Annotated in this window: 15 protein-coding genes and 1 pseudogene; 4 read left to right on the plus strand and 12 right to left on the minus strand. The window is 58.6% G+C overall.

Annotation, left to right across the window (positions count from 1 at the left end):
• The first annotated feature begins 83 nt into the window (after positions 1 to 83).
• From KGB03_RS05485 to KGB03_RS05495, 3 genes are all read left to right on the plus strand, one after another.
• On the plus strand, positions 84 to 440 hold the full coding sequence (locus KGB03_RS05485) for a type II toxin-antitoxin system RelE/ParE family toxin (protein ID WP_111448576.1): 357 nt from the start codon (positions 84 to 86) through the stop codon (positions 438 to 440).
• Positions 433 to 753, plus strand: coding sequence for a helix-turn-helix domain-containing protein (locus KGB03_RS05490; RefSeq protein WP_192409265.1), 321 nt, complete (start codon positions 433 to 435; stop codon positions 751 to 753). Before KGB03_RS05485 ends, KGB03_RS05490 begins: the two co-directional genes overlap by 8 nt.
• An 83-nt stretch (positions 754 to 836) precedes the next feature.
• Positions 837 to 995 (plus strand): YqaE/Pmp3 family membrane protein, encoded by a 159-nt coding sequence (locus KGB03_RS05495; RefSeq protein ID WP_007904205.1) that lies wholly within the window; start codon positions 837 to 839, stop codon positions 993 to 995.
• A 133-nt stretch (positions 996 to 1,128) separates the two neighbouring features.
• On the opposite strand, the gene KGB03_RS05500 is transcribed toward KGB03_RS05495, so the two are convergent.
• The 10 genes from KGB03_RS05500 to KGB03_RS05545 form a co-directional block, all read right to left on the minus strand.
• On the minus strand, positions 1,129 to 2,955 hold the full coding sequence (locus tag KGB03_RS05500) for an alpha/beta hydrolase family protein (RefSeq protein ID WP_223526537.1): 1,827 nt from the start codon (positions 2,953 to 2,955) through the stop codon (positions 1,129 to 1,131).
• Entirely contained in the window at positions 2,921 to 4,096 is a 1,176-nt protein-coding gene (gene pqqE, locus KGB03_RS05505) for a pyrroloquinoline quinone biosynthesis protein PqqE (protein ID WP_411739932.1), read from the minus strand. The genes KGB03_RS05500 and pqqE overlap by 35 nt, the downstream gene beginning before the upstream one ends.
• Positions 4,068 to 4,343: a pyrroloquinoline quinone biosynthesis peptide chaperone PqqD gene (gene pqqD, locus KGB03_RS05510; protein WP_223526538.1), complete on the minus strand. Its 276-nt coding sequence runs from the start codon at positions 4,341 to 4,343 to the stop codon at positions 4,068 to 4,070. The genes pqqE and pqqD overlap by 29 nt, the downstream gene beginning before the upstream one ends.
• The gene (gene pqqC / locus KGB03_RS05515; protein WP_223526539.1) at positions 4,340 to 5,092 is read right to left on the minus strand and encodes a pyrroloquinoline-quinone synthase PqqC; all 753 of its coding nucleotides are present in this window, start codon (positions 5,090 to 5,092) and stop codon (positions 4,340 to 4,342) included. Before pqqC ends, pqqD begins: the two co-directional genes overlap by 4 nt.
• A 139-nt stretch (positions 5,093 to 5,231) precedes the next feature.
• A complete protein-coding gene (gene pqqB, locus KGB03_RS05520; protein WP_223526540.1) occupies positions 5,232 to 6,143 on the minus strand; it encodes a pyrroloquinoline quinone biosynthesis protein PqqB in 912 nt (303 codons plus the stop codon).
• 76 nt (positions 6,144 to 6,219) lie between these two features.
• Positions 6,220 to 6,294 carry a pyrroloquinoline quinone precursor peptide PqqA gene (pqqA, locus tag KGB03_RS05525; RefSeq protein WP_009045898.1) on the minus strand — a complete coding sequence of 25 codons (75 nt, stop codon included), beginning with the start codon at positions 6,292 to 6,294 and terminating at the stop codon, positions 6,220 to 6,222.
• A gap of 154 nt (positions 6,295 to 6,448) precedes the next feature.
• Positions 6,449 to 8,881 carry a pyrroloquinoline quinone biosynthesis protein PqqF gene (pqqF, locus tag KGB03_RS05530; RefSeq protein WP_223526541.1) on the minus strand — a complete coding sequence of 811 codons (2,433 nt, stop codon included), beginning with the start codon at positions 8,879 to 8,881 and terminating at the stop codon, positions 6,449 to 6,451.
• A gap of 48 nt (positions 8,882 to 8,929) precedes the next feature.
• Complete coding sequence (locus tag KGB03_RS05535) at positions 8,930 to 9,724, minus strand: carbon-nitrogen hydrolase family protein (protein ID WP_223526542.1); 795 nt, start codon at positions 9,722 to 9,724, stop codon at positions 8,930 to 8,932.
• Positions 9,725 to 9,736: 12 nt separating this feature from the next.
• On the minus strand, positions 9,737 to 11,419 hold the full coding sequence (locus KGB03_RS05540; protein ID WP_046045362.1) for a flavin monoamine oxidase family protein: 1,683 nt from the start codon (positions 11,417 to 11,419) through the stop codon (positions 9,737 to 9,739).
• Between the two features lie 260 nt (positions 11,420 to 11,679).
• On the minus strand, positions 11,680 to 12,141 hold the full coding sequence (locus KGB03_RS05545) for an Lrp/AsnC family transcriptional regulator (protein ID WP_007980298.1): 462 nt from the start codon (positions 12,139 to 12,141) through the stop codon (positions 11,680 to 11,682).
• A 205-nt stretch (positions 12,142 to 12,346) separates the two neighbouring features.
• On the opposite strand from KGB03_RS05545, the gene KGB03_RS05550 reads away from it, so the two are divergent.
• Positions 12,347 to 13,027, plus strand: a complete 681-nt coding sequence (locus KGB03_RS05550; RefSeq protein ID WP_223526551.1) for a peptidase M41 — start codon at positions 12,347 to 12,349, stop codon at positions 13,025 to 13,027.
• Between the two features lie 99 nt (positions 13,028 to 13,126).
• Here KGB03_RS05550 and KGB03_RS05555 read toward each other — a convergent pair whose 3' ends face one another.
• Both KGB03_RS05555 and KGB03_RS31165 read right to left on the minus strand, forming a co-directional pair.
• Complete coding sequence (locus KGB03_RS05555) at positions 13,127 to 13,936, minus strand: DUF3037 domain-containing protein (protein WP_223526543.1); 810 nt, start codon at positions 13,934 to 13,936, stop codon at positions 13,127 to 13,129.
• Positions 13,933 to 14,676 (minus strand): annotated as a pseudogene (locus KGB03_RS31165) (HipA family kinase). The gene KGB03_RS05555 and the pseudogene KGB03_RS31165 overlap by 4 nt, the downstream one beginning before the upstream one ends.
• Between the last annotated feature and the right edge of the window lie 218 nt (positions 14,677 to 14,894).

Below are 14,894 nucleotides of genomic sequence, written 5' to 3' on the forward strand. Positions count from 1 at the left end.
TGTCGGTGTCAGTGAAACAATATTGTCGTGGAACTGGCTTTGAATTCTATACCACTGGGTGGTATGTTTTGGAAGGGAAGCCGATGTCACCAAGGTTATTCAAAACGAAACGTTTTTCGATGCAAGTCGGGAAGGCCTGGATCGATGATGACGAGCTTCGTGAAGCATTCGCCGAAATGCTCAACGGCCAGGCGGACAATCTCGGCGGCGGGGTCTGGAAAAAACGGTTGAATGCCAACCGTCATCGGTCAATTGTTTTGGCCAAAGGTGGCCGTTACTGGGTTTATCAGTTTCTGTATGCCAAGAAAGACCAGAGCAATATCAGTCCGAGGCAGTTGGCCGACTTGCGCGAGTTAGCCAAGACGTATGGAGGGCTGACCGAGATGGAAATCCAGCGCTTGCTGGATATGAAGGAGTTTGTGGAGATACCTCATGAGTAAAAAATTCAAAAATGAAATTTCGGAATCGATACACGAGTCAGCCAGTGCCTTGTTTGCCATCGGTGCAATCAGCAAGGCAACCATGCGCAAATTCGATGAATCATGTCTTGCAACAGTTCCAGATGCGATCCCCGCTGAGCAGATCAAAGCGTTACGCGAACGCAACAACGTAAGCCAGCCAGTGTTTGCGCGTTATCTGAACACCAGCGCCTCGACGGTTAAACAATGGGAAGCGGGAGACAAGCACCCCAGCGGCATGGCGCTGAAGTTGTTGAGCATCGTTCAGAAACACGGTCTTGAGATACTGGCCTGAAGAACCGCACTGAACCCTGACGAACGGCAAAGGTCGATTAGCTGTAGGCCCACACGAGCCAACTTCAATCAGGAGCTAACCCCATGGACTTTATTCGCATCATCATCGCCATTCTGTTGCCGCCACTGGGTGTGTTTCTGCAAGTTGGTTTCGCCGGGGCGTTCTGGCTGAATATTCTGCTGACGCTGTGCGGTTACATCCCCGGGATCGTGCATGCGGTGTACATCATTGCCAAGCGCTGAGTTTAGCGGCGCCCGTTAGATCGCTTTCGCGAGCAGGCTCGCTCCCACAAGGATTTCTGTACACCACAGATCCATTGTGGGAGCGAGCCTGCTCGCGAATGGGGCGACACCATTCCTGCACGGGCCGCAGGTTTCAGTCCGCCAACGCCATCACCCTTCGATAAAACAACCACTCCTGCTCCAGCGCATGGGCCTGATTGCCGGCCTTGCGAAAGCCATGGCGTTCGTCGGCGTAGTAATGCGCTTCAACCAGGATGCCGTTGTCCTGTAGCGCTGTGACCATGTCGCGGGTCTGTTGCGGCACCACCACAGCGTCCAGTTCACCCTGAAAGAAAATCACCGGAACGCTGATGTTGCCCGCATGCAGCAACGGCGTTCGTGCGGCGTAGCGTTCGGCATCCTGCTCCGGGTCGCCGATCAGCCAGTCCAGATAATTGCCTTCGAACTTGTGAGTCGTCCGGCTCAGTGCCACGGGGTCACTGACGCCATACAGGCTGGCGCCGGCGCGGAAGACTGTGTGAAAGGCCAGCGCACACAGAGTGGTGTAGCCGCCGGCACTGCCGCCGCGAACAAACGCCTTGTTGCCGTCGATCAATCCGCGTTCGGCAAGATGAGCGACGACGGCGCAGGCGTCCTCCACGTCCACTTCGCCCCAGCTCAAATGCAGCGCTTGCCGATAAGCCCGACCATAGCCACTGCTGCCGCGGTAGTTGAGATCAGCCACGGCAAAGCCGCGTTGCGCCCAGTACTGGATACGCGGATCGAGCATGGGGTAGCAGGCCGACGTCGGGCCGCCGTGGATGAACACCACCAGAGGCGGTTTCGCATCACCGGTCATCGCTGGATAGAAGAAGCCGTGGGCCTCGCGCGAACCGCTGGGGTAACGCAGGGTTTGCGGGACGCTGATCTGCTCGGCGGGCAACGGTGCAATACCGCCAGCCAATGTTTTGACCTGCCGGGTCTGGCGGTCGATGGCAATGACTGCCGAGGAACTGACTGGCGAAGCGGCGATGCAGTAAATGAACTGCTCATCCAGTGCGAGAGAGCGGAAGCGGCTGTAATCGCCGGTGAAATCTTCACCGGCATCACCACAAAGCCCCAGTTTGCCAAACCCGTCTTCAGTCCAGCTCGCCAGATAACGACCTTCGCTCAGTGGCAACCAGGTGCAGCCACCCAGCTGCCACGGCGCAGGCCCGTGATCCGCTGCGGCACTCGGCAGCGGGCTCAGACCGTCTGCCGATTCCACCCAAGGCTGCCAGTAGCCGCCGCGATCAGTCAGACAAAACAGACGGCCGCTTGTATCGAATCTCGGTTGTTGCAGCGATTCCTCAGCGCCTTCGCCCGCCACGCATCGCGGCAGAGCAAAACGGCCATCGTTCTGGCGTTCGGCAACCATCAGGCGAGTCGCGGTCCATGGCTGATCCGGGCGGCTCCACTCGATCCACGCCAGTCGTTGCGCGTCGGGACTCAACGTCGGCGCGGCATAGAAATCAGCGCCTTCGGCCAGCAGATGACGTACTCCGTCAGCCAGGTCGATAGCCACCAGACGATGCCGATCGCGGTTTTCTTCAACCGCCAATACCTGCCCGTCAGCGAACTGCAGATCGCCATATCGACATTCGCCTGAGCTCAGTAACTCAGGTGTCTCGCCGGCCAGCGACTGTCGATACAGCTGTTGGTCCGCCTCGTTGACGAACACGATCCCGTCATCGGTCAGACAGAACGCGCCGCCGCCGTATTCGTACACCCGACTGCGCACACTGAAGCCCGCTGGCGTCAGGCAATGCGCCTGGCCGTCACGCCAATGCCAGATCCGGCAGGCGCCATCCTCGGGTCGGTATTCGTTCCAGAACAGGCCATGTGGGCCGGCCTGTAACTCGGCGAAGTCGATGCCGGCCGCGACGGCCCTGGCAGCGCTGAAGGGTTCAGCTTTTAGCGATGAGTCGTGAATTTCGTTCATTACGAAAGGCCAGTTGTTCAATGGTCTGGGTCGTGTGTTCGGCTTCTTCGCGAGCCTTGAGGATCACGCCGTGATGTTCCGATTTGCTGCACACCGGGTCGGCGTTGCTCGCGTCCCCTGTGAGCATGAAGGCCTGGCAGCGACAGCCGCCGAAGTCTTTTTCTTTCTCGTCGCAGGAACGGCACGGCTCGGGCATCCAGTCGTAACCGCGGAAGCGATTGAAGCCGAACGAGTCGTACCAGATGTGCTGCATGCTGTGGTCGCGCACGTTGGGAAACTGCACCGGCATCTGTCGGGCACCGTGACAGGGCAGGGCGGTTCCGTCCGGCGTGACCGTCAGAAAAATACTGCCCCAGCCATTCATGCAGGCTTTCGGGCGTTCTTCGTAATAGTCAGGGGTGACGAAAATCAGCTTGCACGGATGCCCTTCGGCTTCCAGTTTGGCGCGGTATTCGTTGGTGATGCGTTCAGCGCGGACCAGTTGTTCCTTGGTCGGCAACAGACCGACCCGGTTGAGTTGCGCCCAACCGTAAAACTGGCACGTGGCGAGTTCCACAAAGTCCGCCTCAAGGGCGATGCACAGCTCGATGATCCGGTCGATCTTGTCGATGTTGTGCCGATGGGTCACGAAGTTCAGCACCATCGGATAACCGTGGGCTTTCACGGCGCGGGCCATTTCCAGCTTCTGGGCGAAGGCTTTTTTCGAGCCGGCCAGCAAGTTGTTCACTTGCTCGTCGCTGGCCTGAAAGCTGATTTGGATATGGTCCAGACCGGCCTTTTTGAAGTCGCTGATTTTTTGCTCGGTCAGGCCGATGCCGGAGGTGATCAGGTTGGTGTAGAACCCCAACTTGCGCGCCTCGGCAATCAGCTCGGCGAGGTCCTGGCGCACCAGTGGTTCGCCGCCGGAGAAGCCCAATTGTGCCGCGCCCATCTCCCGCGCTTCGCGGAACACTTTGATCCACTGTTCGGTGCTCAGTTCTTTGCCTTGCTCGGCGAAGTCCAGCGGATTGGAACAGTACGGGCATTGCAGCGGGCAGCGATACGTCAGCTCGGCCAGCAACCATAGCGGCAGGCCGATTTCCGGTTTGCGCGGTAACTTGTCTGACGCCGATTCAGGCAAGTTCGATCCAGTGCTGAGCACGGGCGACCTCCATGAATTGTTCGATGTCGTCACCGAGCTCGGACACGCCGGGGAATTGCGCGTCCAGTTCGGCGATGATCGCCGCGACGTCACGCTCGCCGTCGATCAAACCGCCGATCATCGCGGCGCTTTCGTTGAGTTTGATCATGCCTTCCGGGTAGAGCAGCACATGACCTTTCTGTGCCGGTTCGTACTGGAAGCGGTAGCCGGTGCGCCAGGTCGGGGTCTTGCTGCGATCAAAACTCATAAGGTGATTCCTTTATGCCAGACCCGCTGCTCGGTCACGCTGTGATACGGCGGGCGTTTCAGTTCGTAGGCCATGCTCATGGCATCGAGCATGCTCCAAAGAATGTCCAGTTTGAACTGGAGAATTTCCAACATGCGCTCTTGGCCGGCCCGCGTCGTGTAGTGCTGCAAAGTGATCGCCAAGCCATGTTCCACGTCGCGACGTGCCTGACCCAGGCGGGTGCGGAAATACTCGTAACCCGCCGGGTCAATCCACGGGTAATGCTGCGGCCAGCTGTCGAGGCGCGACTGGTGGATTTGTGGCGCAAACAGTTCGGTCAGCGAGCTGCTGGCGGCCTCCTGCCAACTGGCACGGCGGGCGAAGTTGACGTAGGCATCGACGGCAAAACGTACACCGGGCAGTACCAATTCCTGCGAGCGTAGTTGATCCGGTTCGAGGCCGACGGCCTGACCCAGACGCAGCCAGGCCTCGATGCCGCCGTCTTCGCCGGGGGCGCCGTCATGGTCGAGCAGGCGCTGAATCCACTCACGACGAATCTCGCGGTCCGGGCAGTTGGCGAGGATCGCGGCATCCTTGAGCGGGATGTTCACCTGATAGTAGAAACGGTTGGCGACCCAGCCCTGGATCTGTTCGCGCGTTGCCCGGCCTTCGTACATCGCCACGTGGTACGGGTGATGGATGTGGTAATAGGCGCCTTTGGCGCGCAGCGCTGCTTCGAACTCGACGGGGGACAGTGCGGTGTCAGTCATGTCTGTTCTCCGGGAACAACCATCGGATTATGTGGTGTCTGGTCGGGCCTTATCGCCAGCAGGCTGGCTCCCACATTGGAATGCGACCAACTGTGGGAGCCAGCCTGCTGGCGATAGACCGCGCAGCGGTCTCGATGTCCTACAGCACAATACTCATGCCGTCATACGCCACTTCAACCTCGCGCCGAGCCAGTTCTGCACGCTCCGGCGAATCCTCATCGAGAATCGGGTTGGTGTTGTTGATGTGGATAAGCACTTTGCGCTGCTTGGGCAGTTGTTCCAGCACTTCCAGCATGCCGCCGGGGCCGTTCTGCGCCAGGTGGCCCATTTCCCGGCCAGTGCGGGTGCCGACGCCACGGCGCTGCATTTCGTCGTCATCCCACAGCGTGCCGTCCACCAGCAGGCAATCGCTGCCGGCCATGATCTCCAGCAGCGGTGCGTCGACCTTGCCCAGGCCCGGCGCGTAGAACAGTTTGCCGCCGGTGTTCAGGTCTTCAACGATCAGGCCGATGTTGTCGCCGGGGTACGGGTCGAAACGGTGCGGCGAGTACGGCGGGGCGGCGCTGCGCAGTGGAAACGGGGTGAAGCGCAGGCTTGGGCAGGCCGGGATGGTGAAGCTGCGGTCGAGCTCGATCGGGTTCCAGGTCAGCCCGCCGTTCCAGTGGGTCAGCATGGTGAACAGCGGGAAACCGGTGCTCAGGTCTTCGTGGACCATGTCGGTGCACCAGACCTGGTGCGGGCAACCTTCGCGCAGGCTGAGCAGGCCGGTGGTGTGGTCGATCTGGCTGTCCATCAGGATGATCGCGTTGATGCCGGTATCGCGCAGGGCGCGGCCCGGTTGCATCGGGGCGAAGCTCTGGAGTTGGGCGCGGATGTCCGGCGATGCGTTGCACAACACCCAATTCACGCCGTTATCGGAAATGGCGATGGACGACTGGGTCCGCGCCTTGGCGTTCAGGCTGCCATCGCGAAAACCGGCGCAGTTCACGCAGTTGCAGTTCCACTGGGGGAAACCACCGCCGGCGGCGGAACCTAGAATCTGGACAAACATGGCCGCTCCATCATTTTGAAAACTGAAAATAAAAACGCCCCGGCGAGCCGAGGCGTTGCACTGCGCTACAAAAAGATTAGCGGCTTGCGAAGTACATGGTGACTTCAAAGCCGATACGCAGGTCGGTGTAAGCAGGTTTGGACCAGGACATAGAGCGCTCCTTCAGGTGATGGGACAGTTGAGATCTATACATATAGTCCACCTCCAGCCGGAGATGTTCAGATAGTTAGGTGGCTATGTTACTCAAAATTACAGGGCAATTGACCGGGAATCTTTGAGAAAGCTAATTGCAGCACCGGTAATGATCATTTTGCCGCTTGCCAAGGCGAGCCCGGGCCCGGTCCGCTGGCCAGACAGCGCCAACCGCCTTCGGCCTGATTCAGTCGGTGTGCTGCGGCCAGTAACGTTTCGCGGTCGATCTTCAGAATCGTCTGAGGTAGCAGCTCCAGATAATCCGACGAGTGGCCGGCCAGTTTGCCCTGCCAGAGCAGTTCGGCGGCCTGCGCATTGGGCAGCGCTGCGCTAGCGAATTGATCGGCCAGTGCCTGGCGTTGGTCGATGAAGGTCTCGTCATCGAGGTCGTTGATCATCCCGGCCAATCCGCTCAGGAAGTGTTCGATGTGTTCCAGCAGATCCAGAGGGGCAACGCTGGGTGATTGCACGCCGAACAACAGCCCTGTCTGCCCATGGATCTGCCGCAGTGCGCTGAACACCGCATAACCGAGCTGCAGTTCTACCCGCAGGCGTTGGTAAAACGGCGTCTGACAGACGTGAGCCAGCAAGCGCCAGGCGGCTTCGTCAGCGATGTTTGCCGTTGCGGTCGGACAGAAGAGCAGCAGCGCATGTTCGCTGGACCCGGTATCGACCGTACTCCACAGATGCTGCGCGTTTATCGGCGAGGGCGGTGTCAGTTGATTGTCCGCAGTGCCAGGCACACGACTCAAGGCAAGGCCCATCGCCGCTTGTGTCTGGGCGGACAGACCGGTCGCCAGACCATCCCAGCGTGCGCTCGACCAAAGCTGCATCAAATCGTCCGAGTCAGCGGTGCGCTCAAGGCAGTGATCAGGCAGCGCTTTGAGCAGTTGTCGAATCGGCATCAACGCAACGCTCGGCGGCTCTTCTTGCGAGAAACCGGCATCGGCTGTTGTCAGTTCTTTCAGCGCGTATTCGAGGACGCTCGGCATTGGCCCCTGTAGCCCGGTCATTTTCAGCAGCCATTCATTGCCCGATGCGCTGAAGGAAAAATCGACACCTGCCTGACGCGCATCTTCACGCAATGGCTGAAGGCGGGTTTCCAGGCTCGCCTGAAGGTTGCTGCGAGGTGCCGAATCCAGACGCCAGCGCAGGTAAACGGCACCTTCGGCACTGTTATCCGGCAACGCCTGACTGAACTGCATGGGCGAACGTTCGCGACGACCGCGCGAGCGATCCTGGGCAAAGGTCCGCAGGCCTCGGTGTTTGCTGGTTTGGCCGCGGATCAGTCCGGCACTCGGGGCCGGAGCCTCTGCGCGTAAAAACGGATTAGGTGTTGGCAGTTGCCATTGGCCGGTGAAGTTATCCACAGCGCCGATTTGTTTCAGGACGTCCCTGAGGGCTGCAATGCCCAATTCTGATAACCCGGTTTCACGCTGTTCGCTGTCCAGTCGGGCCAGTTGCAGGGCGCCGCTGACTTGCTGCTGACGTTGCAACAGGGCGGCGTATTCTTCACGCAAGCCGGCCCAGGGTTGCTGCGAGGCAAAGAATCCAAGCCAATCCTGTAGCTGTTCGCGGATCCCGTTGGGCGTCGCGTTGGCATGCAACGTGAACTCGATGTGCAACAAAGCCTGGCCGGCGAACTGATACAACGGCGCAGCTTTCAGGCTGTCAGCCAGCCCGCGCTCGCGCAGTTCCGCCAGCAGACCACCGGGTTTCGCGGCGTTCAGCCAATGACACAGGAACGCCAGCGCCTCGGGCGATGAATCGGGCAATGCTTCGAAGGCAAACAGCAGATCCAGTCGCCGCGCTGCAGCTTGTTGATAACTTTTGTCCGAAGAATCCATCAGCGATGTAGGCGCTTGTTGCAGCACCTTTTCCCCTGCGGGAATCGCAGCGCTAAAGCGCTGAGCCATTGCCCTCAACTCATCGAGACTCTGCGGCCCAGTCAGGCTCAACGTCATCTGTCCGGTCTGATAAAACCGCTGATAGAAACCCTGCAAGGCGTGCTGGAACTCAGGTTGCGGCACCGGCAGGCTGTAGCGGTTGCCGGCATGAAACGCCCGCAGCGGATGCGCCGCTGAAACTCCGTCGAACAGCGCGAATTGCTGTTGAGCGGCCGTGTCCCGAGACCATGCGACAAATTCTGCGTGCAGCACTTCCCGTTCCCGTCGCTGATCGTCAGGATTCATACGCGGATGAGCGAGCATGTCCGACAGGCGCTCCAGTCCCCCGGCAAACGACTGAGGCGGTAATTCGAAAAAGTAGTCCGTGGTGCGTTCGCTGGTTTTGGCATTCACCTGACCTCCATGACCCTGGACATAGGCCATCAGGCCTTGTCCCGCAGGAAAGCGTTCCGTACCGAGAAACAGCAGGTGTTCAAGAAAATGCGCAAGTCCGGGCCAGGCCAGCGGCACATCATGGCTGCCCGCCGCGACCCGCAACGCAGCAGCACTGCGCTTTAAATCAGGAGCATGACGCAGCGTCACCCGCAGACCGTTGGCCAGGGTTTCAGTGTGAGGGTGGGGGTGGTTCAGCGCAGGCATGAGCACTTCCAGAGCAGAGAAGTGCCAATGCTAGCGGATAACGATGGATCAGCGCTTGTTAAGCTCGCTGTAAAGCTCGGGGCGACGATCGAGGAAGTAGCGATTGGCGGCGCGGGAATCGGCCATCAACTGACGATCCAGCTCACCGACAATCAGTGCTTCATCGAGGCCGGCCTGGGCAATGCGATTGCCATCCGGCGCGGCAATGCTGCTCTGACCGCAATACTGGATCTCGCCTTCGTTGCCGCAATAGTTGGCGTAAGCCACATAACACTGGTTTTCGAAGGCCCGGGCACGGACGGTGACGTCGGCGATGAAGTCGTAGGGAATCATGTTCGCCGTCGGCACCAGGATCAGCTCGGCGCCGGCCAGGGCCAGGCGTCGAGCGTTTTCCGGGAACTCCAGGTCGTAGCAGATCAGGAAACCGAGCTTCCAGCCATTAAGTTCAACCAGCGGAAACTCATCCGGCCCGGCGCTGAACATTGAGTGATCGAGGTCGCCAAACAGGTGAGTCTTGCGGTAGTTGCACAACCGCTCGCCATTGGCGTCGATCAACTGCACGGCGTTGTAGATCTGCCCGTCCTCGGTGCGCTCGGGATAACCATACAAAATGGCGATCCCGGCCGTCTTGGCGATGCGCGCGATTTGCTGCGCCGACTCACCGTTGTGCACCTCCGCCAGCACGCTGACCGCGTCGATGCCGATGTTGTAACCGGTCAAAAACATCTCCGGCAACACCAGCAAATCCGCGCCCTTGGCCTCCAGCGCCAATTGATGCAGACGTTGCAGATTGCCTGCGACATCCAGGGGCAGCGGTGGACATTGGTAAAGGGCTACGCGCATTTCGGATTCCTCTTACTCGGGCAGGGCGATCGGACCGATCTCGTTGAACACATCTCCTGGACCCGGGTTCTCGGCGTGAGTTTCACCGCCGAAGTGTTTCATGATGCCCCACACCGCATTAAGCGAGGTCTGCACCGCGCCTTCGACCCAGGCTGGCGTCCACGAAACATCGTCGCCAGCGATGAAAATCCCGCGCTGCTCGGCCGGCATATCGGCCTGCATGAAGTGCGCGTACATGCGCTGGTTGTAGCGGTAGTGGCCGGGCAGGGCGCCTTTGAAAGCGCCGAGGAAATGCGGGTCAGCTTCCCAGGACACGGTGATCGGATCGCCAATGATCCGCGCCGCGATGTCGACTTTCGGGTAGATCTTCTTCAACGCATCCAGCGCCAGTTTCACGCGTTTTTCCACGGGTTGCGGGAGCATTTTCAGCGCGTCGCTCATCCACGAGTACGACAGGCAAATCACGCCCGGCTTGTCGTCGCCGTTGTCGAACAGATAAGTGCCACGGGTCAGGCGATCGGTGAGGGTCATGCTCATCAGGTCGCGGCCGGTTTCCGGATCCTTGTCCTTCCAGAATGGCCGGTCGACCATCACGAAGGTTTTCGACGATTGCATGTAGCGGGTGCGGTCGAGGGCCATCCACATCTTTTGCGAGAACAGGGTTTCGTCGCATTCGATCTGGGTGGTCAGCAGCCAGCTCTGGCACGTGGTCAGCACCGCTGCGTATTCGCGGGTGTCGCCCCAGTTATCGGTGACGGCAAAGCGCCCGTCTGCCGCGTGGGCAATTTTTTTCACGCCGGTACGCGGTGCGCCGTTGTGCAGGGAGCTGAGGCTGGTGCCTTCTGGCCAGTGCACGCAACGTTCCGGCACATGACGCCAGATCCCCAATGGCACTTGTTCCACACCGCCGACCACCAAGTGCTGGTGATCGTCGCAGTTGGTCATGACCACGCGGAAGATTTCCAGCATCGAGTTCGGGAAGTCCGAGTCCCAGCCGCCGGTACCGAAACCGACCTGACCAAACACTTCGCGATGATGGAACGAGAGTTTGGCGAAGGCTTTGGAAGTGGCCACGAAGTCGTAGAACGTGCGGTCGTCCCATAGCGGAACGAGGGTGTTCCACAGCTCTTTGAGGCGCGGCACATCGCGGTCGCGGATCGCTTGCTGGATGTCAGAGAATTGCGAACCCGCTTCCAGCGCGTCGGCCCAGGCGTCGGCGACTTCCTGGAACAGTGCAGGAAGATCCGCCAGTTTCTGTGCGTAATGGGTCTGGCCTTCGAGGTCGATCACCGTGCTGCCCGAGGCCGGTGTCAGCGGGTTCGGGAACGGTTTGGTTTCGAGGCCGAGCTTGTCGACGTAGTGATAAAACGCGGTGGACGACACCGGGAAGCGCATGCCGCCGAGCTCGGCGATGATGCCTTCAGCACCGTTGAATGCCTGGGAGCGCAGACGGCCGCCCATTTTCGAGGCTTCGTAGACGACGGGTTTGAGGCCCAGTTTCATCAATTCGTAGGCTGCCACCAGACCTGCGATGCCGGCACCGACGATCGCAACCTCGGCGCCATGGTTGTGCGCAGGGATGCTGCCCAGGCCGGCCGGGTGCTCGATCCAGTCGTCGAAGGCGAAGGGAAAGTCCGGACCGAAAATGGTGACTGGTTTTTTACCGTCTGCAGGATGGCGATTGTTCTTGTTCATGGCTGACCTTGCTGGCGACCGGACGCGGCATGCGCGTCTGAGTATAGGAAAAGATGCCAGCCATTCTAGAGAGCGTAGAACACGTTAATAAGACGCAATGTGTCGTCGTTTTGCCAGTTTACTGATCAAAATGACGAGGTCTCGGTACACACTGTTCAATGTGGGAGCGAGCCTGCTCGCGAATACGGTGCGTCAGTCAGCATCCATGCCGACTGACACGCCCTCTTCGCGAGCAGGCTCGCTCCCACATGGGAATGTGGTCAAACCGGCTGGCCGCGGTCAATCTTGCTGCTGAGAATGATCGAGGTCGTGGTCTTCTCCACCCCATCCACACTGCCGATCTGATCCAGCAACTGATCCAGCTGCTCAGGTGAATCGGTGCGCAACCACGCCACGTAATCAAATTCGCCACTGACCGCGCACAACTGCTGCACCTGAGCCATCGCGCTGAGACGCCGTAACACCTCCTTGCCCGAGCGCGGTTGCACCGTGATCCCGACGTACGCCTGCAAGCCGCCATCCACGACACGTTGACCCAAACGCACGCCGTAACCGGTGATCACCTTGGCTTTTTCCAGCCGGGCCAACCGCGAAGTGACGGTGGTGCGAGCGATGCCCAATTGGCGGGCGAGCATGGCTACGCTTTCGCGGGCATTGATCTGCAGGGCTGCAATCAATTGGCGGTCGATTTCGTCAAGAACGGGCGGGCGGGTGTCAGGCAAGGGTCGTCTCCAGCAGCACAGATCAATGGGTTGGCATGTTACAGGCACATCTCGCACTGCGGAGGGTTGATCTCGCCTAAGCACCGTTCATAGCGTTTTCCACATGTCGGGTTTTTCTTTGGCTTGAACAAGGCGCGATCGACAGGATGGACACCAACAGTCAGTCGTAGTCGAATGCGAAATCGAGGGATGCGAGGCAATGGAAATGACAAAGAAAATGCCGCCCGCTGTACGGGAACGTGCGTTGCAGATTGCCAATCACGAAATGGCTCACTACGTGCTCGCCCGAGCCTTGGGGTTTGAAACGGGTGGCGTGACCCTGACAGTGACCATGGACTTGCGGCATCAAGGCGGGGCGTCCATTAGCTTGGTGCGGTCCATTTCGTCGATGGACGCCATGAGGGAACATTTGGAAGCGCGGATGATGGTCCTGTTTGCTGGCGCGATGGGGCAGGGATTGGTTTCAAAGCATTCGCTCGACAAACGCGTCGATAAATCGAAAGCGACAGCCATCCTCAAAGGAGAGCTCGGGGCGGAACAGGATTACGCAAAAATAAGGGAGTTACGGCACTTGCTGCGCAACATCGCCTACCCCGATACGGATCCGGCCTCGTCTGACCGAATCACGGCCGAGCTGAAAGAGATTACTGATCGCGTGTGGTTTCGGACTCAAACGATCGTAGAGCATTTGGCCGATACGATTAGCGGATTGGGAGGCATGCTGGTCGACGGCATGGTCATGGTGGAGCAGTGGGGTAGGGCGGCGGATACGTATCAAGTCGTATGGACGGGTGAAATGCTTGAGCGGCTGCAGCTGGTGCAGGCTATTCCGGCGTTAAGTGTTTGGACTGACAGCTGCAGTGATGCCGGTCAGCATAGAAAGTAGCGACATTCCAGGCGCGCATAGCGGCAACGCTCCCGATCACGGTGTAGAAACCCCGAAAAAATCGAGGCGTATTTCAAAGCGTGAGCGTTTCGCGTGAGACTACTGAGCGTAGGTCTTCGCGAAGGCGGCGATTGCCTGGGTAGCCTGGAAGTCGACCAACTGCAGTCCGCGCTCCTGGATGCTAGCCTTGGCGATCTGCACCGCCTTAAGGTGACGAGGCGACTGATCTTCAGCTGGGGTGGTTACCGGGATTAGGACGTTTTTCAACTGAATAATCCCTTCCCGTTCGGCGCGTACAAACTTCATCAGCCACTGGTCGCAGTGGTCGAGTATTGCGCTTGGTTCGGCCTGATCAAAAGCTAAGGGTTTGATAGCGGCCACTACCTCGTTTCGGTGAACCAAGGGCAGGTGCAGTTTGGTCAGGTCACCGGTCAGGGTATCGTCGCGGAAGCTGCGGATCGATGCTTCCGAGAACATTGTTCGAATTTCTCGAACCATAATCTCTTCACGACGATCACGCCCTATGCCTTGGCGCTCGATATAGCGGTTAAACAACGTTACAAGGGTCGTGTCGAAGTTTTCCACCAAGATCGAGCGCATGGGGCTGAAGCGAATCAATGACTCCTTCGGCTCGGTCAGGAAACGAAAGTGGTTAACGATCTGCGACTCTTGGGCTTCTGTTGTCATGAGGCGAACGCTATCTAATTCGTTCTGGGCTATTTCCATAGCTTTGGCGAACAGGTTGCTGCACTCGAAGAAATGATTGACCCGTTTCAGGTTTTTACGGGCAAGCCTGTACTCCATGCGCCCTATAGCTGGTGCCGAGAGAACAATGCCGACATTGGCAAATTCTTCGGTTTCGGCAAAAGGCGCGAAGCGCACGATGCTGTAAAGGCAGGTGTATTTCATTGCAGGACGCTCCAGAACTCGTCCGATTGACAGAGCATCAGGTTACTTTCGATTTCTTCGAGCAGAATGTCGAGGCCCGGTTTACCTATGGATTCACACCATTCATCGGGTATGTCCAAGCATAGGTCACGAAACTGCCTAGCAGTGTCGTGCATCCGTTGGCTGTATTCAACTTTGTCGACCAGATCCAGTTGCCATGTCCGATTGCTCGGGCCGAATACATGGCTTTCCGAGAATTTTTGAGCATCCAGCGGCCATTGAAACGCTTGGTTGTGATCGATTAGCTGCAGCTGACTATCGAGGCCGCACATCAGCAAATTGGGGCGGCCGCCCAATGGCCCTAACTGACGATCACCGTTACCTACCCAGTAGTCAAAGACGAAAACGGCTTTTTGCAGGTCGCTCGGAACCTGCAGTGCTTGTGACTACAACAGGTCTGCAGCGTCCGCAACATAGGCCAGGGCATAGCTATCTCCAGGCCCAAGATCGCTGCGTGCTTCTGAGTTGTAGCGCAGTAGGGCAGGGTCAATGTAGATATAGCCATGCTCGGGGATTGGTAAGCCGAATTGAGCGGCCAGGCGAGCGCAGAGCAGTTCGGCAATACGCTCGGAGGGCGGCAACTCCAATCCCTTGGCCACATAGTGTTTGTCATTGCTGGCGCGGCACAGGAAGGGGCGCGTGATGCCACCCTCCAATCGCCGGATGATCTCAACCGCTTCTATGTAGTTAACCGCGGCCATTCCCGGCTCCGTTATAAATTATCTTGCCAGACCATACTGGTCTGCATCCTGCTGCACCATGCCCTGTAGTGATTTTTTAGGGGCGTGGCGTAGATAAGATCCATACGTGAGATTGATAGCGCATTTGGGACACTCTGCTGCGCCAAAATAATCAATTAGTGCTCGGTTGCTCTTGTTTGATGCAAAGGTTTTTTTGTCTCGTCAGCACAGACCGGAAC

The sequence above is a fragment of the Pseudomonas sp. BF-B-26 genome (assembly GCF_019956495.1).
GTDB lineage: Bacteria > Pseudomonadota > Gammaproteobacteria > Pseudomonadales > Pseudomonadaceae > Aquipseudomonas.